Annotated in this window: 22 protein-coding genes and 1 tRNA gene; 16 read left to right on the top strand and 7 right to left on the bottom strand. The window is 68.9% G+C overall.

The window, feature by feature from the left end; genetic code table 11:
- Positions 1-113 precede the first annotated feature (113 nt).
- Positions 114-1421 carry a cytochrome P450 gene (locus EDC82_RS00615; RefSeq protein WP_115296752.1) on the top strand — a complete coding sequence of 436 codons (1308 nt, stop codon included), beginning with the start codon at positions 114-116 and terminating at the stop codon, positions 1419-1421.
- Between the two features lie 115 nt (positions 1422-1536).
- Here the strand turns inward: EDC82_RS00615 and EDC82_RS00610 are convergent, their stop codons facing one another.
- Positions 1537-2052, bottom strand: coding sequence for a hypothetical protein (locus EDC82_RS00610; protein ID WP_131940230.1), 516 nt, complete (start codon positions 2050-2052; stop codon positions 1537-1539).
- A gap of 154 nt (positions 2053-2206) precedes the next feature.
- On the opposite strand from EDC82_RS00610, the gene EDC82_RS00605 reads away from it, so the two are divergent.
- The 4 genes from EDC82_RS00605 (at position 2207) to EDC82_RS00590 (ending at position 5748) form a co-directional block, all read left to right on the top strand.
- A complete protein-coding gene (locus tag EDC82_RS00605) occupies positions 2207-3121 on the top strand; it encodes a DNA-formamidopyrimidine glycosylase family protein (protein ID WP_131940228.1) in 915 nt (304 codons plus the stop codon).
- 141 nt (positions 3122-3262) lie between these two features.
- On the top strand, positions 3263-4168 hold the full coding sequence (locus EDC82_RS00600; protein WP_131940216.1) for a glucose 1-dehydrogenase: 906 nt from the start codon (positions 3263-3265) through the stop codon (positions 4166-4168).
- Positions 4169-4355: 187 nt separating this feature from the next.
- A complete protein-coding gene (locus EDC82_RS00595; RefSeq protein ID WP_051805448.1) occupies positions 4356-5021 on the top strand; it encodes an exonuclease domain-containing protein in 666 nt (221 codons plus the stop codon).
- Between the two features lie 13 nt (positions 5022-5034).
- Positions 5035-5748, top strand: coding sequence for an NUDIX domain-containing protein (locus tag EDC82_RS00590; RefSeq protein ID WP_062256663.1), 714 nt, complete (start codon positions 5035-5037; stop codon positions 5746-5748).
- A gap of 28 nt (positions 5749-5776) precedes the next feature.
- Here the strand turns inward: EDC82_RS00590 and EDC82_RS00585 are convergent, their stop codons facing one another.
- Positions 5777-6319, bottom strand: a complete 543-nt coding sequence (locus EDC82_RS00585) for a bifunctional 2-polyprenyl-6-hydroxyphenol methylase/3-demethylubiquinol 3-O-methyltransferase UbiG (RefSeq protein ID WP_082740556.1) — start codon at positions 6317-6319, stop codon at positions 5777-5779.
- A 322-nt stretch (positions 6320-6641) separates the two neighbouring features.
- Here EDC82_RS00585 and EDC82_RS00580 point away from each other — a divergent pair, with 322 nt between their 5' ends.
- From EDC82_RS00580 to EDC82_RS00570, 3 genes are all read left to right on the top strand, one after another.
- Positions 6642-7967, top strand: a complete 1326-nt coding sequence (locus tag EDC82_RS00580; protein WP_082740558.1) for a glutaminase — start codon at positions 6642-6644, stop codon at positions 7965-7967.
- A gap of 156 nt (positions 7968-8123) precedes the next feature.
- On the top strand, positions 8124-8612 hold the full coding sequence (locus tag EDC82_RS00575) for a PH domain-containing protein (RefSeq protein ID WP_062256667.1): 489 nt from the start codon (positions 8124-8126) through the stop codon (positions 8610-8612).
- A 2-nt stretch (positions 8613-8614) separates the two neighbouring features.
- Positions 8615-10393, top strand: a complete 1779-nt coding sequence (locus EDC82_RS00570; protein ID WP_131940214.1) for a PH domain-containing protein — start codon at positions 8615-8617, stop codon at positions 10391-10393.
- Between the two features lie 381 nt (positions 10394-10774).
- On the opposite strand, the gene EDC82_RS00565 is transcribed toward EDC82_RS00570, so the two are convergent.
- Positions 10775-10857, bottom strand: a tRNA-Leu gene (locus EDC82_RS00565).
- 211 nt (positions 10858-11068) lie between these two features.
- On the opposite strand from EDC82_RS00565, the gene EDC82_RS15190 reads away from it, so the two are divergent.
- The 6 genes from EDC82_RS15190 (at position 11069) to pknB (ending at position 18967) form a co-directional block, all read left to right on the top strand.
- Positions 11069-12397, top strand: coding sequence for a DUF3662 and FHA domain-containing protein (locus tag EDC82_RS15190; RefSeq protein ID WP_338084700.1), 1329 nt, complete (start codon positions 11069-11071; stop codon positions 12395-12397).
- Positions 12394-12864, top strand: a complete 471-nt coding sequence (locus EDC82_RS00550; RefSeq protein WP_006944783.1) for an FHA domain-containing protein — start codon at positions 12394-12396, stop codon at positions 12862-12864. The genes EDC82_RS15190 and EDC82_RS00550 overlap by 4 nt, the downstream gene beginning before the upstream one ends.
- Before the next feature lie 2 nt (positions 12865-12866).
- Complete coding sequence (locus tag EDC82_RS00545; protein WP_038566302.1) at positions 12867-14141, top strand: PP2C family serine/threonine-protein phosphatase; 1275 nt, start codon at positions 12867-12869, stop codon at positions 14139-14141.
- On the top strand, positions 14138-15517 hold the full coding sequence (locus EDC82_RS00540) for an FtsW/RodA/SpoVE family cell cycle protein (RefSeq protein WP_038566299.1): 1380 nt from the start codon (positions 14138-14140) through the stop codon (positions 15515-15517). The genes EDC82_RS00545 and EDC82_RS00540 overlap by 4 nt, the downstream gene beginning before the upstream one ends.
- Positions 15514-16968 carry a penicillin-binding protein 2 gene (locus tag EDC82_RS00535; RefSeq protein ID WP_074040026.1) on the top strand — a complete coding sequence of 485 codons (1455 nt, stop codon included), beginning with the start codon at positions 15514-15516 and terminating at the stop codon, positions 16966-16968. The genes EDC82_RS00540 and EDC82_RS00535 overlap by 4 nt, the downstream gene beginning before the upstream one ends.
- Positions 16969-17068: 100 nt before the next feature.
- A complete protein-coding gene (gene pknB, locus EDC82_RS00530; RefSeq protein ID WP_131940212.1) occupies positions 17069-18967 on the top strand; it encodes a Stk1 family PASTA domain-containing Ser/Thr kinase in 1899 nt (632 codons plus the stop codon).
- A 90-nt stretch (positions 18968-19057) separates the two neighbouring features.
- Here pknB and EDC82_RS00525 read toward each other — a convergent pair whose 3' ends face one another.
- Positions 19058-19693 (bottom strand): aminodeoxychorismate/anthranilate synthase component II, encoded by a 636-nt coding sequence (locus EDC82_RS00525; RefSeq protein ID WP_006944795.1) that lies wholly within the window; start codon positions 19691-19693, stop codon positions 19058-19060.
- Positions 19694-19842: 149 nt separating this feature from the next.
- Positions 19843-20694, bottom strand: coding sequence for a DUF881 domain-containing protein (locus EDC82_RS00520; protein WP_231729405.1), 852 nt, complete (start codon positions 20692-20694; stop codon positions 19843-19845).
- 92 nt (positions 20695-20786) lie between these two features.
- On the opposite strand from EDC82_RS00520, the gene EDC82_RS00515 reads away from it, so the two are divergent.
- Entirely contained in the window at positions 20787-21023 is a 237-nt protein-coding gene (locus tag EDC82_RS00515; RefSeq protein ID WP_006944615.1) for a cell division protein CrgA, read from the top strand.
- 594 nt (positions 21024-21617) lie between these two features.
- Here EDC82_RS00515 and EDC82_RS00510 read toward each other — a convergent pair.
- Both EDC82_RS00510 and EDC82_RS00505 read right to left on the bottom strand, forming a co-directional pair.
- On the bottom strand, positions 21618-22553 hold the full coding sequence (locus tag EDC82_RS00510) for a rhomboid family intramembrane serine protease (protein WP_006944690.1): 936 nt from the start codon (positions 22551-22553) through the stop codon (positions 21618-21620).
- Between the two features lie 143 nt (positions 22554-22696).
- A complete protein-coding gene (locus EDC82_RS00505) occupies positions 22697-23215 on the bottom strand; it encodes a peptidylprolyl isomerase (protein WP_074045839.1) in 519 nt (172 codons plus the stop codon).
- Positions 23216-23386: 171 nt separating this feature from the next.
- On the opposite strand from EDC82_RS00505, the gene EDC82_RS00500 reads away from it, so the two are divergent.
- Complete coding sequence (locus EDC82_RS00500) at positions 23387-24544, top strand: hypothetical protein (RefSeq protein ID WP_131940210.1); 1158 nt, start codon at positions 23387-23389, stop codon at positions 24542-24544.
- Positions 24545-24564: the final 20 nt, after the last annotated feature.

Genomic DNA, 24564 nt, shown 5'->3' with positions numbered 1-24564 from the left:
GCAGCCGAGCGCGAGACCTCGCTCTCACATGTCATGAGGCACTCAGCGGGCGTTCTGGCGGCGTGCCTAGGCTGGGGACAAATCCGTTGTTCTCCAAGCGAATCGGGGTCAGCATGAGCACCATCACGACGAAGATCGCCGACACGCTGGGCAAGCTGCCGGATCAGACGGCCGCCTTCCTCGCGGACGGTTACCTGTTCCAGAGCCGCGTCCGCGAGGCGCGCGGGCGCGACGCCGGCGACGGGCGTCCGCTCGGTCTGCGCATGCTCGGCAAACCAGCCCTCCTCGTGCGCGGGCGCGAAGGCGTCGAGCTGTTCTACGACACGACCCGCATGAAGCGTGACGGCGCGATGCCGCTGCCCATCCGCGGCCCTCTGTTCGGCAAGGGCGCCGTCCACGGCCTCGACGACGACGAGCACCGTCACCGCAAGGCCATGTTCGTGCGCATCGCGTACGACGACGCTCAGGTGCGCCGTCTCATGCCGTACCTCGAGGACGAGATGCGCAAGACGCTGGAGCGCTGGGTCGAGGCACCCGGCACGGTGTACGACGGCAGCGTCATCACATACGGACGGGCCGCGCTGCGCTGGGCCGGCATCCCCGGTGACGACGCCGAGCTCGACGTCTGGGCCGAGCGCCTCGGCCAGATCGTCGACGGGTTCGGCAAGAAGAGCCCCGCCCACGTCGAGGCGTGGCTCAACCGCCGCCGCTGCGACGCGTGGGCCGCCGACCTCGTCGCGCGCACGCGTCGCGGTGAGATCACGCCCGCCGAGGGCACCGCGCTCGCTGAGGTCGCCAAGCAGACCCACCTCGACGGCTCCCTGCTCGACGAGCACACGGCCGGAGTCGAACTGCAGAACGCCACTCGACCGACGATTGCGGTCGCGCGTTTCGCCGCCTTCGCGGCGCGTGCGCTCGTCGAGCATCCCGAGTACCGCGAGCGCATCGCGGGCGAGGTGGTTTCACGTGGAACGTTGCTCGGGAATCCGACGGCCGTCGCGTTCGCGCAGGAGGTGCGTCGCACGTCGCCGTTCGTCCCGATGCTGCCGGCGTTCGCGCGCGACACGTTCGAATGGGGCGGGCAGAAGATCCGCAAGGGCCAGCGCGTGCTCATCGACGTGCTCGGCACGAACACCGACCCCAGCGGCTGGGAGCGCGCAGACAGCTTCGAGCCGGAGCGCTTCCTCGGGGTCGAGGACGCCGAGCAGATCGAGAACTTCATCCCGCAGGGCGGCGGTGACGTCGCGACCGGGCACCGCTGCCCCGGCGAGAAGATCGCCGTGACGGCACTGTCGGTGACGATCTCCGGTCTGTGCACGCCCGGTGTCGAGATCGACCCCAAGGGTCTCGACTTTTCCTGGACGCAGCTGCCCACGATGCCGGGCAACGGCGCCCGGGTGCGCGTCACCCGTCAGGCCTGACAGGACGAGCAGATCCTCCGAATCGGACGCCGGGCCGGGCCGCCGCAGCGCGACTCGGCGCGGCGTTCGGCGTCTTGCCGACGGTGGGGGTTTCGCCGACGCCGGGCGGCAGCCGTCAGCCCCTGGCCGGCTGCGGTGCGCCGGGGTAACGCCAGTTGAAGACGACGTTGCCGGAGCCGTCGACGCACTTCGCCGGCGCGGCACCCTGCATCACCATGATGTCCGGATTGTGCGAGCACGTGTAGGCGTCGACGCGCGCCTCGCTGCCCTTGGCTGACGCGGGCGTCGCCTCGTACTTCTGCATGGCCGAGCGCGCTTCGACACACGTCACGCCGTGCCGGTCATAGATACGTGAGGACCCCGCGTAGCAGTCCGTGGCGTCGGGCCTCGACATCTTCTCCGGCGGCAACGAGGAGGCGGAGCCGCCCAGGTCGATCGAGGCGCGGCCGATGGGCTTGTCGGCCGAACCGGATGCGGCCGACGGCGCCGACCCGCTCGGCGTCGCGTCGGCGGCGTCACTCTTCGCCGAATCGGTGGCCTTCGACACGGCGTCCTCGACGGCGCCGCACCCGGTCAGCATGACGGTGAGCGCCGCGGCCAGCGCGACGCCTCCCCTGCGCATGTGGTTCATTTTTCTTTCCCTCCCCGTGGCTTGATCGGGAGATATCGTCGCAAAGACTGGCGTACACGGCCAATGTCGCCGTCGGCGTTTTCCCTGCGTTTCACGTGAAACATCGCTCATACTTCGCTGAGAACGCCGTGCCACGACGACCGAAGGAGGCCCCGTGCCTGAGGGCGACACCGTCATGTGGGCTGCGGCGCGCCTCAACCGCGCCCTGCTCGGGCAACGCCTGACGCGCACCGATCTGCGCACGCCGCGGCTCGCGACGGTCGATCTCTCGGGGCGCGAGTGCCTGCCCGTCGTCACGCACGGCAAACACATGCTGCATCGGCTCGAGGGTGGCGTGACGATCCACTCCCACTTCAAGATGGAGGGCCGCTGGAGCCTGCTGCCAGCCCCGTCGACCCTCCAGGGACGCGCCGCTGCCGGCGCCGAGGCCGACGTCCGACGCGCCGTCACCGCCCACACGACGCGGGCGCTGCTCTACACCCCGCGGACGCTCGCCGTCGGCTCGAAGCTCGGGGTGCTCGACGTCCTCGAGACCGCGCGCGAGTGCGACGTCGTCGGGCACCTCGGGCCCGATCTGCTCGCCGATGACTGGGACGGCGGCGGGCGCGGGCGGGCGCTGGACAACCTGCGCGCACAGCCCGAACGCCCGGTCGGTGAGGCGTTGCTCGACCAGCGGCTCGTCGCCGGTCTCGGCACGTTCTGGATCAGCGAGATGCTGTGGGTGCACCGCATCCTGCCGTGGACGCAACTCGCCGCGATGCCGGACGGGGTGCTCGAGGCGGTGCTCGACGACGCGCGACGCCTCATGCTCGTCAGCGGACGCACCGGGGTCCAATCGTCGACGGGTGACGCCCGCGCGGGGCAGGACCGCTACGTCCACGCCCGGTCGGGGATGGCGTGCCTGCGCTGCAACGACACGATCCGCGTCGCGATGGCCGGCGACCCCGGGCGCGAACGGACCCTGTTCAGCTGCCCGACGTGCCAGGGCGGTCTGGCACCGAACGACGACGGCCGGCCACAGGGCGTGCTGCGCGAGCGCAAGAAGACGGGCAAACGCGACAAGGGATGACGGTGCAACGTGGGGGTGCGGCATCCACCCTCACGGGTCATTGCCGACGGTGCTCGCGCGCGGGTAGCGTCCTGAGCAAGCCAGTGCTGCACCACTGTTCGCCACATTTTCCGGATCGCCCGACGTGCCAGGAGGCCCGCGATGACCGACAAGAAAACCGATCAGTACACCTTCACCAACCCCGTCACGCAGTACCCCTCGGACAACTTTCCCAAGCAGGAACTGACGTGGCCCGGGCTCGACGCGAAGCTGACGCCGAAGGCCGATCACGGCGAGGACACCTACCGCGGCACCGGCCGTCTCGAGGGTCGCAAGGCACTCGTCACGGGGGCAGACTCCGGCATCGGGCGCGCCGTCGCCATCGCCTACGCGCGTGAGGGCGCCGACGTCGCGCTCAGCTACCACCCGCGCGAGGAGAAGGACGCCGCCGAGGTCGCGAAGCTCGTCGAGGACGCCGGGCGTCAGGCCTACTTGCTGCCGGGCGACATCAGCGAGGAGGCGACCGCGCGTCAACTCGTGCGTGACGCCGTCGACAAGCTCGGTGGGCTCGACATCCTCGTCAACAATGCCGGCTTCCAGCAGGCGCAGGCCGACATCGCCGACATCACGAGCGAGCAGTTCGACCAGACGCTCAAGACGAACGTCTACGCAATGTTCTGGATCACTCAGGAGGCGCTGCCGCACATGCCGGCCGGCTCCACCATCATCAACACGACCTCGATCCAGGCCTACGGCCCGAGCGAGCACCTGCTCGACTACGCGACGACGAAGGCCGCGATCAACACGTTCAGCAAGGCTCTGGCTGCGCAGCAGGGGCCGAAGGGCATCCGCGTCAACGCCGTCGCACCGGGCCCGTTCTGGACGCCGCTGCAGGTCTCCGGCGGGCAGTTCCAGGAGAACATCCCCGAGTTCGGCCAGAACACGCCCCTCGGGCGCGCAGGCCAGCCCGCAGAGCTCGCAGGTGCGTACGTATACCTCGCGAGCGCCGAGTCGGGATACGTCTCCGGCGAGACGCTCAACGTCAACGGGGGCATGGTCAGCCCGTGACCGCGGCGGCCCTTCTCTGAGCTCGTTCGTCGCGGCGCCCCCTCACGTCAGGGGGCGCCGCGATGGCGTGAGAACCGCGTCGTTCCGGGGTTGTCGGTGTTCACTCGTACGGTGAAGTCATCGCCGCAGGAGACGGCGACGCGCCGCTCACGAGGTGGCGCGCGACCAGCAACGGGAAGTGGCTCACATGCCTGCACCGAGCGTTGTCCCCCCGCCCGCGCGGCGCGGTTTCGCCGTCGTCGACGTGGAGACGAGCGGGCTCGACCCGCTGCGGCACCGCGTCATCGAGGTGGCGGTGACGCAGCTGACGCCGTCAGGAGGCCTGGAGCGCGAGTGGAGTTCGCTCGTGCGAGCCCGCGGGGGCACCGGGCCCGTGCACATCCACGGGTTGAGCGATGACGACGTGCGCGACGCACCCGGTTTCGCCGACCTGGTCGACGAACTGAGCGAACTGCTCGATGGGCGCATCCTCGTCGCCCACAACGCGGCGTTCGACTGGGCGTTCCTCGCTGCGGAGGCGCGCCGCGCCGGGCGTGAGCTGCCCGTCAGCGAACGCCTGTGCACGTGGCATCTCGCGCGGGGGCTCGAGCTGCCGACCGACAACCTGCGTCTCGGCACGCTCGCCGAGTACTGGAGCATCCCCGTCGAGAACGCGCATCGCGCCGGTGACGACGTGCGCGTGCTCGTCGAGGTGCTGCGACGCTGTCTCGACGAGGCGGGGCGCCGCGCTGCGCCGCTGCCGCTCGAGGAGTGCGCCGCGCTGCCGCGATGGTGGCGCACGCAGATCCGGTGGCAGCGGTTGCGTCGGCGGCTGCGAAAACGGCGGGCCGGGCGGCGTCGATCGTCGCGCTGACTAGACTCGGGGCATGTCTGACGCTGATCGCGAGGTCGCCCTCGTCGCCTCCGACATGGTGGTGCTCACCCTGCGCGACGACGAACTGCACGTCGCGCTCATCCGGCGGGCCGCCGCGACGGAGCGAGGCAAGTGGGCGCTGCCGGGCGGTTTCATGCGTCGCGGCGAGTCGGCGGAGCAGGCCGCCTATCGCGAGCTGCGTGAAGAGGTCGGCATCGCGGAGCGCGACGTCGTGCTCGAGCAGTTGCGCACGTACACCGAGGTCGAGCGCGACCCGCGGCCGGAACGCGTCATCGGCGTCGCGTGGACGGTGTTCGGCGCGCGCCTTCCCGACCTCGAAGCGGCGTCCGACGCGCTCGAAGCGGTGTGGGTACCGGTCGACGAAGCGCTCGGGATGCCGCTCGCGTTCGACCACCAGCGTATCCTCGCCGACGGCGTCGAACGCGCCCGCTCCAAACTCGAATACACCTCTGTCGCAACGGCTTTCCTCGACGACGAGTTCACGATGTCGCAGCTTCGCCACGTCTACCAAGCCGTGTGGGGCGGCTCGCTCGAACCTGCGAACTTCCACCGCAAGGTGTTGAGCGTCGACGGGTTCGTCGAGGAGACGGGCGACAGCCGCGTCGGGCGCGGGCGCCCCGCCAAGCTCTACCGCCGCGGCAGCGCCCAGACGATCTACCCGCCACTGACCCGCGCGTCGGTGCGCGAGGCGCGGGCGCGCAGCTGATCATGCGCCCGGCGCGGGGCGCAGCTGATCAGTCGCTACGACGCGCGACGAGAACGATGTCGGCCTGGTGGTGGGCACCGGCACCCTCGGTGACGTGGCGCTCCGACTCGAACTGCTCGATCTGCCACCCCTGACCGAGGCGGCCGATCACGTCGGCGATCGTGACGTAGGAGTCCGGGTCGAAGCCGTGCTCGAGCGCGCGATCGCGATCGACGTGTGCGTGGGCCACGACGATCAATGCGCCACGGGGGCGGACGAGGTCGCGAAGCGAGCGCTCGATCGACTGATCTTCGGTGCGCAGTAGAGCGGGATAGAAAACACTGACGAGATCGAGACCTTCGGGCGCCAAGGTCGCGTCGAGCAGCCCCGCGCACACCCACGTAATACGGGAGGCGACGTCATCTCCGCTTACTTCGGCTGCCGCGCGCCCCCGTTCCAGCGCAGGTGCTGCAACGTCGAGGGCCGTCACCTGCCACCCTTGCTCAGCGAGGTGGATGGCGTCAGCGCCCTCACCGCAGCCGACGTCGAGCGCTCGACCCGGGGATAAGTCGGCCAGCTGCTCCGTCAGCACCGCGACGAGCGCGTCGTTCGGGTTGCCTCTCCAGACCTGCTCGCCCTTCTAGACGTCGTGCCAGTTCATGTCATGCCCAGCAGGGCCGCTCGTCGCCGCGTCCGGCGTCGTTTCAGAGTGCATGTCACCATGCTCGCCGCCACTGCGTGATCGGACAATCTCTACGCGTCTATAAAATGCGCTAGCCACCCTGAGACAACGCCCGCACCGCATGGCCGATGCCTCCCGACGACCTCCGTGCGTGCAAATGGACCCGCGTGCATTTGCACGCACGGAGCAACCGATTCGTCCGCGACAAGACGCAGGTCGTACGGTTTTCTCGATGATCTCGCTGATTCCTGACTACCTCGCGGCGACGCTCGAGGCCTGCCCGCCCGACGCCCATGCCCGGAATGCCGACTACATTCCGGAACTGGCCCGCGTCGACTCGTCACTGTTCGCCCTCGCAATCGCCACCGTCGACGGCATGATCTACAGCGCCGGTGACGCCGAGGCGGAGTTCACCATTCAGTCGGTCAGCAAACCGTTCGTCTACGCGATGGCGATCGAGGATCGCGGCCTCGACGAGGTGCAGCGTCGCATCGGCGTCGAACCGAGCGGTGAGGCGTTCAACGAGATCAGCCTCGAGGCGGGCAGCAAGCGCCCTCTCAACCCCATGATCAACGCCGGCGCCATCACGGCGCACTCTCTCGTCGCCTCCCCCGATGACGACGAGTCGGCGCGCGTGCGACGCATCGTCGCCGGTCTGTCGGCCTTCGCCGGGCGCGAGCTGAGCATCGACAGGACCGTCGCCGAATCGGAATGGCACGACGCGCACCGCAACCTCGCCATCGGGCACATGCTGCGCAGCTACGACATGCTGACGGACGACCCGGACGTCGTCGTCCACGGCTACGTCGAGCAGTGCGCCGTGCGCGTGACGACGCGTGACCTCGCCGTCATGGCGACGACGCTCGCCAACGGCGGCCTCCACCCGGTGACCGGTGAGCAGGTCGTCAGCTCGCGCACGGCCCGCCAGGTGCTGTCGGTCATGCTGAGCTGCGGCATGTACAACGCCGCCGGTGACTGGCTGACGGCCGTCGGCATCCCCGCCAAGAGCGGCGTCGGGGGCGGCATCATCGGCGCGCTGCCCGGGCAGGTGGGGCTCGCGACGTTCTCGCCGCCGCTCGACGAGCACGGCCACTCGGCCCGAGGGGTGCAGGTCTTCGAGCGACTCAGCGAAGACATGGACATGCACCTCATGGACGTCCCGCCGCCTGCCCGCTCGGTCGTCCGACACTCCCACGTCGTTCCGCTCGGGCGAGGTTCGCGCGGCGTCGACGCGCACGTTTACGACCTGCAGGGCGACATCCGGTTCGCCGGCGCGGAGCGCGTCGTCCGGCTCATCAGCGACGAGCCGCCGACGACGAAGACCGTCGTGTTCGACCTCGTCGACGTCCACGCGCTCGACGAGACCGCGGCCCGCATGATCCTCGAGACGGTGCGGCGCCTCGCGGCTGACGGGCATGAGGTCTGGTTCGCCGGCCTCGATGACGCACCCCTCACCCATGGGCGGCTCGACGACGAAGGGTTCGACCTCGGGCGCGGGGTGCACGTGCGCATGGGCCGCGACCTCGACGATGTCGCCGAACAGATCATGAGGGCCTGAACCTCGCCGTTTCACGTGAAACAGGCACGAGGCTGTCGAGCGCTCGTCGTTCGAGGCTGTGCGCGTGTTTGGTGAGGTTCTTGATAGACCCGACAACTCCCGGCCGCGTGCATGCCGCTGCCGGGCCGTCGCGCCGTCAGACCTAGGGTGGGACGCATGTCCGAAAGCGATGCACGGCCCTTGCCACCAGGCCTCACCCCGGTGAGCCCTCGGCTGACGTCGGCGCGCCTGCTGACGCTCGCCATCGCGGCGGTCGTCGCCGGTGCCGGCGTCGCGGCCACGATGTTCTTCGCGCCACGCTGGGTGACGGTTGCCCTCGCCGTCGCGCTGATCGTCGCCGTCGTGTGGGTGGGCCTCGTCATCGCGCGTCAGGTCAGGCACATCGGGTACGCCACGCGCGACGACGACCTGCTCATCGTCAGGGGCGTCATGTTCCGTACGACGACGGTCGTGCCGTACGGGCGCATGCAGTACGTCGAGGTCTCGAGTGGACCGATCGCGCGGATGTTCGATCTTGCCACGCTCGAACTGCACACCGCGTCCGCGTCTTCCGACGCCACCATCCCCGGCATGCCACGCCACGACGCGGAGGCACTGCGCGATCGTCTCGCGGCGCTCGGCGAAGCGCACCTCGCGGGGTTGTGACGATGGCCGATACCCACACGCCCGACGACTCGGCCGCCACCCCCGGGCCGCCCGACGACACGCTCGCCGACGGAGCATGGCATCGCGTTCACCCGTTGACGCCAGTCATGAAGAGCGGCGCGTTTCTGCTCGTCGTCCTCGGTATCGGCATCTCCCGCGCCGAGGACATGCTGAAGGATGCTCTCAACGGCGCGGCCGGTGGCTCCTCGTCGTCGAGCAATGCCGAGACATACGCGGCGAGCCGCTGGCTCGTCGCGCTCGCCATTCTCGTGGGCGTGCTTGCCGTGCTGCTGCTCGCCAACTGGATCATGTGGCGCAAGAACGAGTTTCGCGTCGACGCCGACAGCTTGCAGGTGCGCAACGGCGTCGTCGGCAAGGCGCACCGCAAGGCGCGTCTCGATCGCGTGCAGGCCATCGACCTCACCCAGCCGCTACTTCCCCGACTGCTCGGGCTCGCCCAGCTCAAGTTCGACGTCGCCGGCGGCAGCGATTCCAACCTGACGATCGAGTACCTGCGGCGCGCCAACGCCGAGAAGCTACGCGCCACGATGCTCGAACGGGTGCGAGTTTCACGTGAAACCTCCCACGAGAGCGACGGTGCGTCCCGGACATCCACCAGCCTCGGCGCTGGCGGCCAAGAGGCTGCCACCAACCCCGGCGATGCACCCGAGGTCGAGGCGCATACCACCCGCCAGGCCGCGCGCGTCCGGGAGGACGCCGCCACGGCGAGGGCCTCGCGGCCCGGCGCCTCGTTGGGTAGTCGGCTCGTTCACGGCGTCGTCCCGGGCGTCGTCGATGACCTGAGTGGCACGCCGACCGAAGCCCTCGCGCCGTATCGCGTTCGCGTCGCAGCGGACGCGGAAGGTGCCATCGTCAGGGTGCCGCCGCATCGCGTCTTCATCGCCCAGGCGCTGACGGGTGGTGCGCTCGTCGCGGAGGCGGGTTTCGTCGTCCTGCTCGTCCTGTTCGGTGTCGGCGTCAGTACGGGGCACGCGTCGGAGGCGTTCTCGATCGCACTGACGGTGCTGTTCGTCATGTTCGGCGCGGTGAATGCGGCCGTCCGCGCGTTCCTGCGCGACTCGAACTTCTCCGTGGCGCTCACGTCCGACGGGATCGTCGTCACGCACGGCCTCACCTCGACGACGCGTCGCGTCATTCCGGTCGACCGCATCCAGGCGGTCGAACTCACACAACCCGTGCTGTGGCGCCGGTTCGGGTGGTGGCGCGTGCGGATGAACCTCGCGAGTTCCTCCGCCCTCGGTGACGACGCCGACGCCATCCTGCTGCCGGTCGGATCCGTCGATGACGCAATGATGCTCATGGAGCTCGTCCTGCCGGAGCCGGGCACGCCGCCGGACGTGACCGGTCGCGACCTCATGCTCGAGGCGATGATGGCGGAGCGCACGACATCGACATCAGCCGCCGCAGCGATGTTCACCAGGCCCGGCCGGCGAGCGCGGCTGCTCGATCCGTTGTCGTCGCGGCGCGAGGCGTGGGCGCGCACGGCGACGATGACCGTCATCCGCGAGAGCCGCATGAAGCGCCGAGTCGTCTGCGTGCCACATGCGCGGGTGCAGTCGATGGCGCTCGCGCAGGGTCCTCTGCAGCGGTGGCTGGGCTTGGGCACCGTCGAGTTGCATTCGACGAGTGGGCCGACTCGCCCGCGGCTCGTGCATCAGGACGCCGAGGTCGCGCAGCGTTTTCTCTTCGATCACGCCGAGGTGACGCGGCGTGCGCGCGCGGCGCTCGACGCCCCCGACCCGCAGCGGGTCGGCGTCTGACGAGACTGCCCCGCCGGATGCGTCCGGCGGGGCAGTTGTCTCGGGCGAGCGTCGGGTGCGATCAACGATGATCAGGCGTTCTTGCGTAGGCGGTAGACGAGGGTAGATCCGCCGAGAGCGAGCGCGGCCCCTCCGACTGACGAGGCCGCGATGCTGGTCGTGTGGTCGTTCTTTGCGGGGGCCGCGGTCTGCGAGAAGGCGCCGGCAGAGCCTGACTTGAACATCAAGGTCAGGGCTCACAGATCGACCGCCAGCGCCACAGCGCCCACCCAAGCGATTTCAAGGCCGAAAACCCCTCGGAAAACACGAATCCCGGCCTGAGATTTCTCTCAGACCGGGATTCGTGAACTGTAGCCACAGAGATTCGTGAACTACCCCGCGTGCGCGAGGGGGGATTTGAACCCCCACGCCCTTTCGGACACTGGCACCTGAAGCCAGCGCGTCTGCCGTTCCGCCACTCGCGCGAGTGCTCACCTATCATTCCCTACCTTGGGCGAGTTCACCAAATCGGCGCGGCGCCCGTGCCCCGCCACCACGCAACCGGCCGCCCTCACAGGCACGCGGACGCGCGCTGCATCCAGCGCAGGCAGGAGTGCGCCCGTTACGATCAAAACCCCGGCGAACCGTTGGGCGCACGTCCCCGCTCAGGGGTGAGGTACGAGACTGGAGGCACCCATGGGTCTGTTCGACAAGCTCGAGAGCAAACTCGAACAAGGCGTCAACGGCGCTTTCGCGCGCGCGTTCAAGAGCGAGGTCCAGCCCGTCGAGATCGCGTCTGGAATCCGCCGCGCCATGGACGACCGCGCGGCGTCCGTCGGCAAGGGCAAGCGACCCATCGTCCCCAACCTGTTCACGATCGAGTTGTCGCCGACCGACTACGACCGCCTCTCCGAATGGGGCGAAGAACTCGACGACGAACTCATCGCGAGCGCCCAGGAGCACGCCGACGAGCAGCGCTACATGCCCGGCGGCCCCCTGACGATCGTGCTCACCGAATCCGACGACCTCGAGACGGGCGTCTTCCGCCTACGCCCCGCAACGGCCAAGGCCGCGGATGCCCTCGCCCACCAGCGCAACAACCCGCGCCCGCAGCGCGAGACGCACCACGACGACACGAGCCACGACGCCGCGGCGCAGCCCACGGGCGCGATCCACGACGCCCACCTGGACACCCGCGATGCGTCCGATGCCTACGACGCTCACTCCGGCACGCACGCCGGCGTCGCGGGTGCCAGCTCCGCGAGCGCTCTCGGATCGACGACGTCACCGCACCCGACCGGCCGCACGTTCGGCACGCGCATCAAGGACTACCTGCTCGGCAGCCCGCAGCCCACCACCGACTCGTCGCGCGGCCACGCCGACGGCCCCCCGTCCGCAGCGTCCGAGTACGAGCGCAACGATGAACGCGGCTACCTCGACCGCGAGGCGCACGTCAGCACCCCGCCAGTACAAGACTCATACGCCGCCGGCGACCACCTCGTCGAAGACGAAGCCGGCTACGACGACTACGACCACCACGGTTTCGACGATGCCCACGCCGACGGTCGCGTCTACTCGGGCGATGTCTACGCCGACGCCGAGAATCACGACAACCATGACGCGAACGCTCACCACGCCTGGGATGACGACAGCGACGCCGGCGACCCGACGGGCTACGAGCCTGCGCCGCGCCCGGAATCGGCGCGTCCGCGTCAGATGTCGCCGCGCGAACGCCCGTGGCTGAAGATCGACGGGCAGCGCTACCCCCTGCTCGGAGCCATCACCGTCCTCGGGCGTGACGACGACGCCGACATCGTCGTCGATGACCCGGGCGTCAGCCGTCGTCACAGCGAGATCCGCATCACGCACGACGGTCCCCACCTCGTCATGAGCGTGCGCGATCTCGGGTCGACGAACGGCACCTACGTCAACGGCGAGCACGTCGGTTCGACGCACGTGCACGACGGCGACCGGTTGACCCTCGGGCGCACCCCCATGACCATCCATCTCGGAGACCGCCCATGAACGAACTGACGATGACGGCCATCCGCTACGGCCTGCTCGCGCTGCTGTGGTTCTTCGTGTTCGCCGTCGTCGGCGTGCTCCGTTCCGACCTGTACGGCGCGAAGACGGGTGGTGGCCGTGCCTCGCGCGCTGTTTCACGTGAAACGAAGGCCAAGACACCCCGCGCCGTGCGCAAGGGCCCGACGCATCTCGCCATCATCGAAGGCGCGATGCGCGGCACCACGCTGCCGCTGTCGGAATCCGGCACCCTGCTCGGACGCAACCCCGAGTGCTCGCTCGTGCTGAGCGACGACTTCGCCTCGGGTCGCCACGCCCGCATCTACCCCGAATCCGACGGCTGGTACCTCGACGACCTGGGATCGACGAACGGCACGTACATCGGTGCTGAACGCATCGGTGAGCACGTGCGCGTCGAACCGGGCACCCGCATCCGTATCGGCCGCACCGTCCTCGAACTGAGGAAGTGACCATGCCCATCGCACTCAGATACGCCGCACGATCCGACGTCGGTCTCGGCTCGAAGAAGCGCAACGAGGACTCGGCCTACGCGAGCAGCTCGATGCTCGTGCTCGCTGATGGCATGGGCGGCCACGCCGCAGGTGACGTCGCGAGCTCCACCGTCGTCGGCGAACTCGTGCAGCTCGACGGCGACGACATCGGCGCCGACGACGCTCTCGACCAACTCGCCGACGGCATCGCCGAGGCCAACGAGAAGTTGCGCAGCGAGATGGACGCCGATCCCACCCGCGAGGGCATGGGCACCACCCTGATCGTGCTGCTCAAGACCGGCCGTCAGCTCGCGATGGCGAACATCGGCGACAGCCGCGCCTACCAGCTGCGTGACGGCAAGTTCACGCAGATCACGAAAGACCACTCCTTCGTCCAGAGCCTGCTCGACTCCGGCCGCATCACCCCCGACGAGGCCGTCCACCACCCGCAGCGCAGCCTCGTCACGCGCGTCCTGACGGGCCGCGAGGGCGACGTGCCCGACCTCAGCCTGCGCGAGGCACGCGTCGGCGACCGCTACTTGTTGTGCTCCGACGGCCTCTCCGACTACGTCGGCGCCCGCACGATCGAGGAGATCTTCACCGAGGGCGCGTCGAAGAGCGTCGGCGAGGTCGCCGACTCCCTCATCGAGATCGCCCTCAAGGCCTCGACGCTCGACAACGTCACCGTCGTCGTCGCGGAGGTTGCGAACATCGACGACGTCGACCTCGCCGCGCGCCCCGACGTGGTCGGCGCCGCCGTCGCGCACGGCCTGACTCAGAGCCTGCCGACGCGCGAGCAGACGCCGGCGGAGAAGGCCCGCGCCCTCTCCCGCGAACTCGACGGCGACGACGAACCCGACGAGACCGACAAGGGTGCCCACCTCGCCGAGACGCGCCCGCGTCGCCGCGGACGTCTCTACGCCGCCATCGCCGCGCTCGTCCTGCTGCTCGCCCTCGCCGTCGCCGCCGTGTGGGGCTGGACGTGGTCGCAGAGTCAGTACTTCATCAAGGATTCGGGCGGCCGAGTCACCGTCTATCAAGGAGTCGACTCGAAGCTCGGCCCGATCGACCTGCGCCATCAGCAGGAGAGCACGAACATCCCGACCGCCGACCTGCCTGAGTTCTGGCGCTCCAAGGTGACGAGCGGCATCGACGCCTCCAGTGAGAAGGAGGCCGCCGCCACCGTCGAGCGTCTGCGCGCGGAGATGGTCGCGTGCCTCGCCGCGTCCGCCTCCGGAAACGAGTGCACGAAGTGAGCCCAGACCTCGCGACCATCACGGGCCGAGGCACGAAACGCGGCACCGAGCTCATGCTGCTCGCGTTCGCCGTCGGCATCGTGCTGTTCGCCTACGCGAACGTCGGGCTCGCGGTGGAGGGGTCGCTGCCGACCGACATCCTGACGCTCGGCGTCGGGATGGGCGTCATCGCCCTCGTGTTCCATCTCGTGGTGCGCGTCGTCGCCGCCTACGCCGACCCCGTGCTGCTACCGGCCGCGACGCTGCTCAACGGCCTCGGACTCGTCATGATCCGTCGTATCGACATGGCCCGCGGCAAGGGCGTCATGGAGGGCGCAGCCGTCCGACAGCTCATGTGGTCGGCCATTGCCGTCGCCGCCGCGATCGGGCTGCTCTGCCTCATCCGCGACCACCGGCGGCTGCGGCGCTACACGTTCACGTTCGCCCTCGCCGGCCTCGCGCTGCTCATGATGCCGCTGCTGCCGTTCATCGGCATGAACATCAACGGCAACCGCATCTGGATCCACGTCGGGCCGCTCAGCTTCCAGCCGAGCGAGGTCGCCAAGATCCTGCTCACGATCTTCTTCGCGAGCTACCTCGTGCAGACGCGTGACGCGCTCAGTCTCGTCGGCAAGCGTGTGCTCGGCTTCCCGCTGCCGAGAGCGCGCGACATGGGCCCCATCCTGCTGGCCTGGCTGACGTCCCTCGCCGTCCTCGTCTTCGAGAAGGACCTCGGCACGTCGCTGCTGTTCTTCGGCCTGTTCGTCGCCATGCTCTACGTGGCGACGGAGAGGCGCAGCTGGATCGCCATCGGTCTCGGGCTCTTCTTCAGCGGCTGCTACCTCGCGTACCTGCTCTTCCCCAACTTCCAGAACCGCGTCACCCTCTGGCTCGACCCGTTCGCGCCAGGCCTCTCCGACCAGGTCGCCCGCTCCCTCATGGGCCTCGCGTTCGGCGGACTCACCGGCACCGGCCTCGGACGTGGCTACCCGACGTTCAACTACGCCGAGGCGAACTCGGACTTCATCATGTCGAGCTTCGGCGAAGAACTCGGCCTCGTCGGCCTCACGGCGATGATCGCGCTGTTCGCCATCATCGTCGAACGCGGCCTGCGCATCGCCATTGCCTGCCGCGACGGCTTCGGCAAGCTTCTCGCGACAGGCCTCGCGTTCTCCATCTGCCTGCAGTGCTTCGTCGTCCTCGGCGGCATCACCCGCGTCATCCCCCTCACTGGTCTGACGACGCCGTTCCTGTCAGCCGGCGGTAGCTCGCTGCTCGCGAACTGGGCGATCATCGCGCTGCTGCTGCGCATCAGCGACCAGGCGCGACGCCCCGCCGTCACGGAGGCGAAGCCGACGCTCGGCTCCGACGACACCCAGGTGGTGAAGATCCGATGAACACGCCGATCCGCAAGCTCGGCGTCGTGGCCTCGATGCTGTTCTGTGCCGTTCTCGTTGCCGCGAGCTACATCCAGGTCGTCCAGGCGCCCTCGCTCGACGCCCGCGCCGGCAACAGCCGCGTCATCAACGACGGGTACAAGAAGGAACGCGGCAGCATCCTCGTCGACGGCAAGGCCATCGCAACGAGCGTGAAGTCGAACGACAAGTACGTCTACCAGCGTCAGTACTCGAACGGCTCGCTCTATGCGCCCGTCACGGGCTACAGCTCGATCGTCTACGGCAACGGCGGCGGCATCGAGGGTGCCTCCGACGGCGTCCTGAGCGGCACGAGCGACTCGTTGTTCTACCGCCGCCTCGCTGACGTCGTCACGGGCAAGAAGCCCGCCGGGGCCAACGTCGAGCTGACGATCAACCCCAAGATCCAGGCGGCCGCGGCGAAGGCGCTCGGCAACCGTCGCGGCGCGGCCGTCGCGCTCGACCCCAAGACGGGCGCCGTCCTCGCCATGGTGAGCTCACCGACGTACGACCCGTCGACCCTCGCCTCGCACGACACGACGTCGGTCGTCAACATGTGGAAGCAGCTCAACGCCGACTCGACGCAGCCGATGGTCAACCGGACCATCTCGGGCAATCTGTACCCCCCGGGTTCCACGTTCAAGCTCGTCACGACGGCCGCCGCGCTCGAATCGGGCAAGTACACGCCCGAGTCGACGCTCAACGGCCCTGCCACCATCAGGCTGCCGCAGACGACGCACTCACTGCCCAACGACAACCACCTGCCCTGCGGCGACAACGACAAGACGTCACTGACGCACGCGCTCGAGATCAGCTGCAACACGGCCTACGCCGAGCTCGGCATGGATCTCGGCCAGGACAAGCTCGCCGCACAGGCCAAGAAGTTCGGCTTCGGCCAGGTCGTGCGCCTGCCGATGCGCGTCTCGCCGTCGAGCTTCCCCTCCGACATGAACACGCCGCAGACGGCGATGGCCGCCATCGGCCAGTACGACGTGCGGGTCACGCCGCTGCAGATCGCGATGATCTCCGCGACGATCGCGAACGGCGGCACGCAGATGGAACCGCACCTCGTGAAGAACGTCGTCGACTCCGACCTCGACGTCATCTCCTCGACCGACCCGAAGATCATGTCCAAGCCCATCTCATCGGACACGGCCGGCAGCCTCAAGACGATGATGGAAGCGGTCGTCAACAACGGCACCGGCAAGCTCGCCGCCGTCGACGGCTACCAGGTCGCGGGCAAGACGGGCACGGCGCAGGGCGACACGAGCAAGGCCGCCGACCTGTGGTTCACCGGTTTCGCACCGGCGAACGACCCCAAGATCGCGCTCGCGCTCGTGCTCGAGAACGGCGGCGATCAGGGCGTCGAGACCCTCGCCGGCGAGGTCGCCGCACCCGCCGCGCAGCAGATCTTCGAGGCAGCCCTGCGATGACATCTGCGATTCCCGTCCGCATCTGCGATCTTCGTCCACCTCTGCGGCGCTCCACGGCCGCCGCGCACCGCCCCATCCCGACCCTCGCGAAGGACATCTCATGAGCGCGACACCACGCATCCTCGGTGGCCGCTACGAAGTCGGCGAACTCGTCGGCCGCGGTGGCATGGCCGACGTCCACGCCGGCCACGACACGCGCCTCGGACGCCCCGTCGCCATCAAGATCCTGCGATCGGACCTCGCGCGCGACCCCAGCTTCCTGCAACGCTTCCGCCGCGAGGCGCAGGCGTCCGCCGGGCTCAACCACGCCAACATCGTCGCCGTCTACGACTCGGGTGAGGACACCTTCGTCGAAGCGGCGGGCGGCACCGTCGACATCCCCTACATCGTCATGGAGTTCGTCGACGGGCAGACGCTGCGCGAGATCCTCAACGAGGAGAAGAAGGTCAGCGCCGACGAAGCCTGCCGCATCATGATGGGCGTCCTGTCAGCCCTCGAGTACAGCCACTCGAAGGGCATCGTGCACCGCGACATCAAGCCCGGCAACGTCATGGTGACGCGCGGCGGTTCCGTCAAGGTCATGGACTTCGGCATCGCCCGCGCCCTCGCCGACGTCGGCGCGACGATGACGAGCGCCCAGGCCGTCGTCGGCACCGCCCGGTACCTGTCGCCCGAGCAGGCGCAGGGCCAGAGCGTCGACGCGCGCACCGACCTGTACTCCGCCGGCTGCGTCCTGTTCGAGCTGCTGACGGGGCGCGCACCGTTCGTCGGCGAGCCCGTCAGCCTCGTCTATCAGCACATCGGCGAACAGCCGCAACCCCCGTCGCTCTACGAGTCGTCGGTGTCGCCGGCGCTCGACGCGGTCGTGCTGCACTCGCTCGCGAAGGGGCGCGACGATCGCTACCAGAGCGCCGCCGACTTCCGCGCCGACGTCCTCGCCGCCCGCTCCGGCCAGCCGATCTCCGCTGCCGCGCAGGCGAGCACGGTGACGTCCGCCGACCACACGGAGGTCGTCGACTACCCGACGCGCCGCGCCGCGGCGACGGCGGCTGCCGCTGACTCGACGGCCGAACTCGACTCGCGCGAACCCAGCCGATCCCATGCCGGATGGTGGGCCCTCGCGGCCGTCGCAGCCCTCGCGGCCATCCTCGGCATCGGCTACTTGTTCATGCACTCGCCCAGCTCGCCGGAGAAGGTCACCGTCGCGAGCGTGCGCGGCATGACGTACGAGCAGGCCGCGAAGACGCTGTCGCCCGACTTCACCGTCACGAAGCGAGAGGTCGCCGACAACGCCGCGGAGAACACCGTCATCGACCAAGATCCGGCGGGCGGGACGGAGGCATCCCGACGTTCCGACGTGACACTCACCGTCTCCACGGGCCCCGACTCGGTCAAGGTGCCGAACGTCGTCGGTGACGCCGTCAACGAGGCGAAGGCGGCCCTTCTCGCCGCCGGCATCGACGAGAACCACATCAAGATCTCGCCGACGAAGAAGGACGACACCGGCCTCGACGCCGGCATCATCGCCGAGAGCAACCCGAAGGCAGGCGCATCACTCGGCACGTCGAGCGACATCACGCTCTACGAGAGCAGCGGCAAGGCCACCGTGCCTGACCTCGAGGGCAAGACGGCGTCGGAGGCGGCGCAGGCGCTGTACAAGGCGCACCTGTCGATCGACTCCAAGGACCAGGTCACCGACAGGCCCGACGAGGTCGGCAAGGTCGTCTACGTGCCCGACGCCGGCAAGAAGGTCAACAACGGCTCGTCCGTCACCGTCTACATCGGCAAGTCACCCGAGAAGACCGCGACGGCCACCGTGACGCAGCCGCCCTCGTCGTCAGCGGCCCCGTCGTCCAGTTCCGCGCCCGCGACGTCGCAGTCCCCCTCGTCGTCGACACAGTCGCCGTCGCCGTCGACGAGTCCGTCGTCGACGAGTCCGTCGTCGACATCGGACGGTAGCGCGATGACGCCGTCGCCGTCGCAGTCGTCGAGCAAGTGAGCTGACGAAGGAAGCCCCCGGCCCTGTGGATCGGGGGCTTTCCTCGTTCGAGAGCCGCTGGTGGGGCGCGGCGTTCGGGCTATGTGCCGCTCAGGCGGTGCGCACGAGCGGTGCCATGCCGGCGCTGGCGGCGACGGCCGTCGTCGAACCGCACATCGCGAGCCAGTTGGCGAGCATGCGGTGGCCGCCGACCGTCATGACGGATTCGGGGTGGAACTGCACGCCGTGCAGCGGCAGGTCGCGGTGGTGGGCGGCCATGATGATGCCCGATTCGGTGCGGCCGTTGACGACGAGTTCGTCGGTGACGGTGGCCGGGTCGATCGTCAGCGAGTGGTAGCGCGTCGCGGTGAACGGGTCGTCGAGCCCCTCGAGGACGCCCGTGCCGTCGTGGTGCACCTGCGACGTCTTGCCGTGGAGCAGCTCCGGCGCCCGACCGACGGTGCAGCCCGTCACGACGCCGAGCGCCTGGTGGCCGAGGCACACCCCCAGCATCGGCTGGTTGCGCTCACCGCACGCCTCGATCATTGCCATGCTGACGCCGGCGTCCTCGGGCGTGCCGGGACCGGGCGAGACGAGGACGCCGTCGAAGTCGGCGCCGTCCTTAGCGCTGATCGCGTCGTTGCGCACGACGGTCGTCTCGGCGCCGAGCTGCTGGAGGTAGCCGACGATCGTGAAGACGAAGCTGTCGTAGTTGTCGACGACGAGGATGCGCGGCGAATCGGTCATGCGCGCCAGTCTAGGTGGGAGCCCCGACACCGCCGTCAGGATGCCTCAGGATGCCAGGTAACTCACGGGTCGGCGGACAGTTACGCGCCTACCCATGAGTCAGCCGCCATCCTGCCCGGGGTCAGGCTGCAGGCGCAGCAACACGGGCGTCACGGCTGGACGTGCGCGTGCTTCATCGTCACCGAGCCCGTGAAGGCGGGCAGCGTCGTGTTCTGGATGGCCTTGACGTTGTAGCCGAGCCCAACGAGGTCGACGTACTGCTTGTAGATCTTGACGGACTCGTCGGCCTCGAGCGCGGCCTTCAGCTTCACCGGGTCCCCGACGGCGGTGATCGTGAACGGCGGTGAGTACACGCGGCCCTGGAGGATGAGCGTGTTGCCGACGCAGCGCACGGCGCTTGTCGAGACGATGCGCTGATCCATGAGCTGGATGCCGCGAGCGCCGCCCTCCCACAGGGCGTTGACGACGGCCTGGACGTCCTGCTGGTGCACGACGAGCCAGTCCGGCGAACCGTCCTTCGGCAGCTCCTCGACCTTCTTCTTGCTGTCGTCGAGCGTCACGCTGATGGCCTGCCCGCTCAACGGTGCGAGACCCGCCGGATCCTGCGCCTTGTCGGCCTGCTTCGTCAGCGCCAACGCACGCGCCGCACCCGAATCCTTCTTCGCCGCAGCGAGCTGCGCCGCCTCGACGTCGGCGCGCAACGTCGCGACGTCCTCCTGCTTGGTCTTGACGCGCTGATCCGCGCGCCGCACGACATCAGCGAGATTGGTGGTGTCGGAGCGCAGATCCGTGCCGTTCGCCGCACGGGAACTGACCCCGAACATCGCCCCCGCGACGAGCAGCGCGATCGGGACGGCGGCCTTCCACGCCAACGAGCCGCGACGGCGCGCGGGCGGCATCTCGTCGATCGGCAACGCGTCGCGCGCAGCGTCGTCGGTGGCGCGTTCGACGTGTGCGGGCGGCGTCGCAGACGCGTCGCGCTCGGAGTCGCGTTCGCTCATGGGGTCAGCCTCCTTCACTCGACGCATCGCCCGGCCGGATCAACTAGGCTCTCACCCTAGTTGACGCACCGAACTCAGATGGGAGCCATGCCGTGGCCCGCAAGACCACCGACGCCACTCAGCGCGCCGCCGCCGGAGACGGCCTCAACCCCCGCTGGTGGCTGCCGGTCGCCCTCGGCCTCATGCTCGCCGGGCTCGCCTGGGTGATGGTCTACTACATCGCCAGCGGCACGACGAGCTACCCGATCCCCGGCATCGACGCCGGCAACATCGTCATCGGCTTCGCGGCCATCATGGTCGGCTTCGTCATGTTGACGCGCTGGAAGTGACCCCACCTTCTGTCCGCTGCTGACGCCCCGCCGAACCGAACGCCCGTTCCCTCGTGGGAACGGGCGTTCGTCTGTGTCTGCTCACTCGGGTTCGCTGCATCGTGGCCCCACGAGGTCACCGGGCGCCGCGCCGCAAGGCCTGACGGTGCGGGCGTCGCCCTGCGGCCTGCAACCCACGACGTTGTCCCCAGACTTGTCCACAGCCTGTGTGTAGTTACACGCGTGTGGTTTTCCACACCTGGGGACAAACCTGTGGAAAACAGTGGACGGCCGGTGGACGAGCCGCTGTTTACGGTGGAAAACATGCCGCTGACGGTGGACGAACCACCCCACGGCTGGGGATGACGCTGCCCATCGCCCCCACCCCTTGGCATAGATCAGCGGCGTTCCGCGGGTTTTTCCCCACCCCAGCCGTGGAAACTGTGGACAACCATGTGGGTGACGGCTCGTCCTCACCGTCCCCAGGTGGTGCACCGCGTCATCCACAGCTAACGGCACACCATCCACAGGCAACTCATCCACACGCATCGTGGGGTGCCACCCTACGGCAGCACCCCACGAACGACGAGGGCCTCGCTCAGCCCACGGCGACGATCATCCGACGATGTGCGGCCAGCTGACACCCACGACCGAGAAGTCGACGTACGCAGCGGCGATGAGCGCCACCGCCAACGCGCCCAGCGCCGAGGCCTGCATCGCGACCGGGCGGCGCCGCAGCGCATACAGGACGAGCGCGCCGACGGCGCCGGCCACCGCACCGCCTAGGTGCGCCTGCCACGCCACGTTGGACGCCGTGAAACCGATGACGACGTTGATCGCGATCATCGTCATCATCGGCCCGATCTCCCGGCCGAGTCGGCGGTTGAACACGACGACAGCGAGGAAGAGCCCGAACACACCGCCGGAGGCGCCGACCAGCGGCGTCACCCACCCTGACGTCAGCAGATCGAGCTGTGACGACGGCGCCGTCATGATCTGGTAGACGACGGAGCCACCGAGCACGGAGAGCAGGTACAGCGCCCCGAAGCGCACACGACCGATGAGTGGTTCGAGGTACTGCCCCATGAAGTACAGCGCCATCATGTTGAACAGCAGGTGCATCGGGGTGCCGGTGTCGTGGGCGAACCCGCTCGTCAGGTAGCGCCACGGCTCGTCCCTCGCGAACACCGCGACGAACGACACGTCGCGGTACAGCGCGTCACTCGCCAGCTGCCCCAGCCACACGAGACAGCAGATCGCGATAATCCCGATCGTGACGACGGGTCGACCCTGCGCCGCCGCGCCCGTCGTCATGCCCAGGGACGAGCGGGTCGGCAACGTCGGGTTCGTCTTCCGTTCGGCCGCGACGCAGTCGACGCACTGGAACCCCACCGACGCGGGGATCTGGCAGCGCGGGCACGCCGGGCGACCGCAACGTTGACAGCGCGTGTAGGCAGCGGTGTTGGGGTGGCGCGGGCAGACGGGTACCGCGTCCGGCGCCTCGGAGGCGCCGAAGGCACCCGAGCCGGATCCGGCGGGCGGCTGCGTCATGTCGTCTCGTTTCGTCGGAGGCGTGCGGGAAGAAGGCGTGAGACCAAGGATGGCCCCGTCATGCTCGACGGGGCCATCTCGGCTGCGCTGGCTGACGAGGAGTCGTCAGCGGTACCTCCCGACTTGCGGCGGGAGGCGAGGTGTCACTCGGAGATCGTCACGCTCTCGATGACGACGGGCTCGAGCGGCTTGTCCTGGGCGCCGGTGGAGACGGCGGCGATCTCGTCGACGACCTTCTTCGACGCGTCGTCGGCGACCTCACCGAAGATCGTGTGCTTGCCCTGCAGCCAGGACGTGTCGGCGACGGTGATGAAGAACTGCGAGCCGTTCGTGCCCTTGCCCATGCGGGTACCCGCGTTGGCCATGGCCAGCATGTACGGCGATTTGAAGTTGAGTTCCGGCGAGATCTCATCGTCGAAGTTGTACCCCGGGCCGCCCATGCCGACGCCGAGCGGGCAGCCACCCTGGATCATGAAGCCGGGGATGATGCGGTGGAACGTCAGACCGTCGTAGTACGGCTGCGGGTTGGTGCGGCCCGCGTCGTCCTTGTACTCCTTGGTGCCCTTCGCCAGGCCGACGAAGTTGTCGACCGTCTTCGGCGCCTGGTTGGGGAACAGGTTGATGTTGATGTCACCGTGGTTGGTGTGCAGAGTCGCGATCATGTCTCCAGTGTTTCACGTGGAACACGACAGGTCATGATGAGGTCTCGGGCGTTCGCGCTCAGCGAAACGACCTCCCACAGCGTCCAATACCTCACAACCGGTTGGTAAGCCCCGCCCGAACAAGGCAGGATGAAGTCAAGAACTGCTGCCGACTGGAGAGGAAGACCAGCCATGCTGTGCAAGTCCGAACCCACCAAGTCCGAGAAGGCCAAGGGCGCCGCCCTCGCCGTCGCCGGTCTCGCTGCCGAGAAGGCCGTCGAGGCCAAGGTCAAGACGGAGAAGGACGTCGTGCCGACCCTCGTCGAGAAGGCCGAGGAAGCCCGCGACGTGATCGTCGAGAAGCTCGAAGAGGCCCGCGACGCTGCTGCGCCGCACGTCGAGGCAGCGACGGAGAAGGTCGCCGACAAGACCGCCGACCAGCGCGAAGCCGTCGCCGAGAAGGCCGGCGCTGCGAAGGCCGCCACCGTCGCCTCGCTCGCCGCCGTCGCCGACTCCGCCAAGGACGCTCGTGACGACGCACAGCAGAAGGGGAAGAAGGCTGCCAAGAAGGCAGACAAGAACTCCTCGCGCTTCATGAAGAAGGCTGACAAGAAGACGTCCAAGGCGTCGAAGACGGCCGACAAGAAGGCCGGGGCCCTTGCTGCGCTCCTGGCCGCCAAGGCCGCCAAGGGCGAGAAGAAGGCCGTCAGCGCCTTCGGCCCGGGCGCCCGCGAGGACGTCGCGTACAAGGCCGCCGCCCTGCGGGGCCGCGCCGAGGCCGTCGCCGAGGACAAGGGCATCTCAGCCGACAACGCGCGCGACTTCTACAAGGACGAGCTGCTGCCGCACCTCAAGGAGATCCTCGCGACCGCTGCTGCCGCCGGCACCGCCGCGTCGCACAACGTCGTCGGCCAGCTGCCCGAGGGCGCACAGAAGCAGGTCGCGCAGTACGCGCCGGCCCTCGCGCCCAAGAAGAAGAAGGGCGGCTTCCTCATCACGCTCGGTGTCGCCGCTCTCGCGGGCGCCGGCTACCTCGTGTACGCCGACCAGCAGAAGAAGCGTGCGGCGGACGCTCGCCTCTCGGAGGCCGCCATCGCAGACTCCAAGACGGCTCGCGGTGACGAGATGACGATCAACAACCCCGTGACGAACTTCGCGAAGGCCGACGACACGACGATGGTGCGCCCGGCCGGTGTCGACACGCCGACTGCCGAGCCCGCCGGCGCCCCCGGCACGGCTGCGTCGTGGACCGACGCCGAGGCTTCGGGCCACATGACGACGGAAGGTCTCGAGGACCCGAGCGCGGGCGAGACGCGCAGCTCGCGTCGCGCGGCTCGCGACGACCACTGAGTTCGACGCTCCACCCCGAC

The organism is Dermacoccus sp. SAI-028, from assembly GCF_004346775.1.
Classification (GTDB): domain Bacteria; phylum Actinomycetota; class Actinomycetes; order Actinomycetales; family Dermatophilaceae; genus Dermacoccus; species Dermacoccus nishinomiyaensis.
Note: the sequence above shows the minus strand (reverse complement) of the source record. Positions and strands in the feature narration are given on the sequence as shown.

Coding starts and splice junctions, on each gene's coding strand:
- EDC82_RS00575 (WP_062256667.1), top strand. CDS start 8,124: ATGTCCGAAAGCGATGCACGGCCCTTGCCACCAGGCCTCACCCCGGTG.
- EDC82_RS00550 (WP_006944783.1), top strand. CDS start 12,394: ATGAACGAACTGACGATGACGGCCATCCGCTACGGCCTGCTCGCGCTG.
- EDC82_RS00525 (WP_006944795.1), bottom strand. CDS start 19,693: ATGACCGATTCGCCGCGCATCCTCGTCGTCGACAACTACGACAGCTTC.
- EDC82_RS15190 (WP_338084700.1), top strand. CDS start 11,069: ATGGGTCTGTTCGACAAGCTCGAGAGCAAACTCGAACAAGGCGTCAAC.
- EDC82_RS00545 (WP_038566302.1), top strand. CDS start 12,867: ATGCCCATCGCACTCAGATACGCCGCACGATCCGACGTCGGTCTCGGC.
- EDC82_RS00505 (WP_074045839.1), bottom strand. CDS start 23,215: ATGATCGCGACTCTGCACACCAACCACGGTGACATCAACATCAACCTG.
- EDC82_RS00500 (WP_131940210.1), top strand. CDS start 23,387: ATGCTGTGCAAGTCCGAACCCACCAAGTCCGAGAAGGCCAAGGGCGCC.
- EDC82_RS00600 (WP_131940216.1), top strand. CDS start 3,263: ATGACCGACAAGAAAACCGATCAGTACACCTTCACCAACCCCGTCACG.
- EDC82_RS00570 (WP_131940214.1), top strand. CDS start 8,615: ATGGCCGATACCCACACGCCCGACGACTCGGCCGCCACCCCCGGGCCG.
- EDC82_RS00615 (WP_115296752.1), top strand. CDS start 114: ATGAGCACCATCACGACGAAGATCGCCGACACGCTGGGCAAGCTGCCG.
- EDC82_RS00535 (WP_074040026.1), top strand. CDS start 15,514: ATGAACACGCCGATCCGCAAGCTCGGCGTCGTGGCCTCGATGCTGTTC.
- pknB (WP_131940212.1), top strand. CDS start 17,069: ATGAGCGCGACACCACGCATCCTCGGTGGCCGCTACGAAGTCGGCGAA.
- EDC82_RS00610 (WP_131940230.1), bottom strand. CDS start 2,052: ATGAACCACATGCGCAGGGGAGGCGTCGCGCTGGCCGCGGCGCTCACC.
- EDC82_RS00595 (WP_051805448.1), top strand. CDS start 4,356: ATGCCTGCACCGAGCGTTGTCCCCCCGCCCGCGCGGCGCGGTTTCGCC.
- EDC82_RS00590 (WP_062256663.1), top strand. CDS start 5,035: ATGTCTGACGCTGATCGCGAGGTCGCCCTCGTCGCCTCCGACATGGTG.
- EDC82_RS00520 (WP_231729405.1), bottom strand. CDS start 20,694: ATGAGCGAACGCGACTCCGAGCGCGACGCGTCTGCGACGCCGCCCGCA.
- EDC82_RS00510 (WP_006944690.1), bottom strand. CDS start 22,553: ATGACGCAGCCGCCCGCCGGATCCGGCTCGGGTGCCTTCGGCGCCTCC.
- EDC82_RS00580 (WP_082740558.1), top strand. CDS start 6,642: ATGATCTCGCTGATTCCTGACTACCTCGCGGCGACGCTCGAGGCCTGC.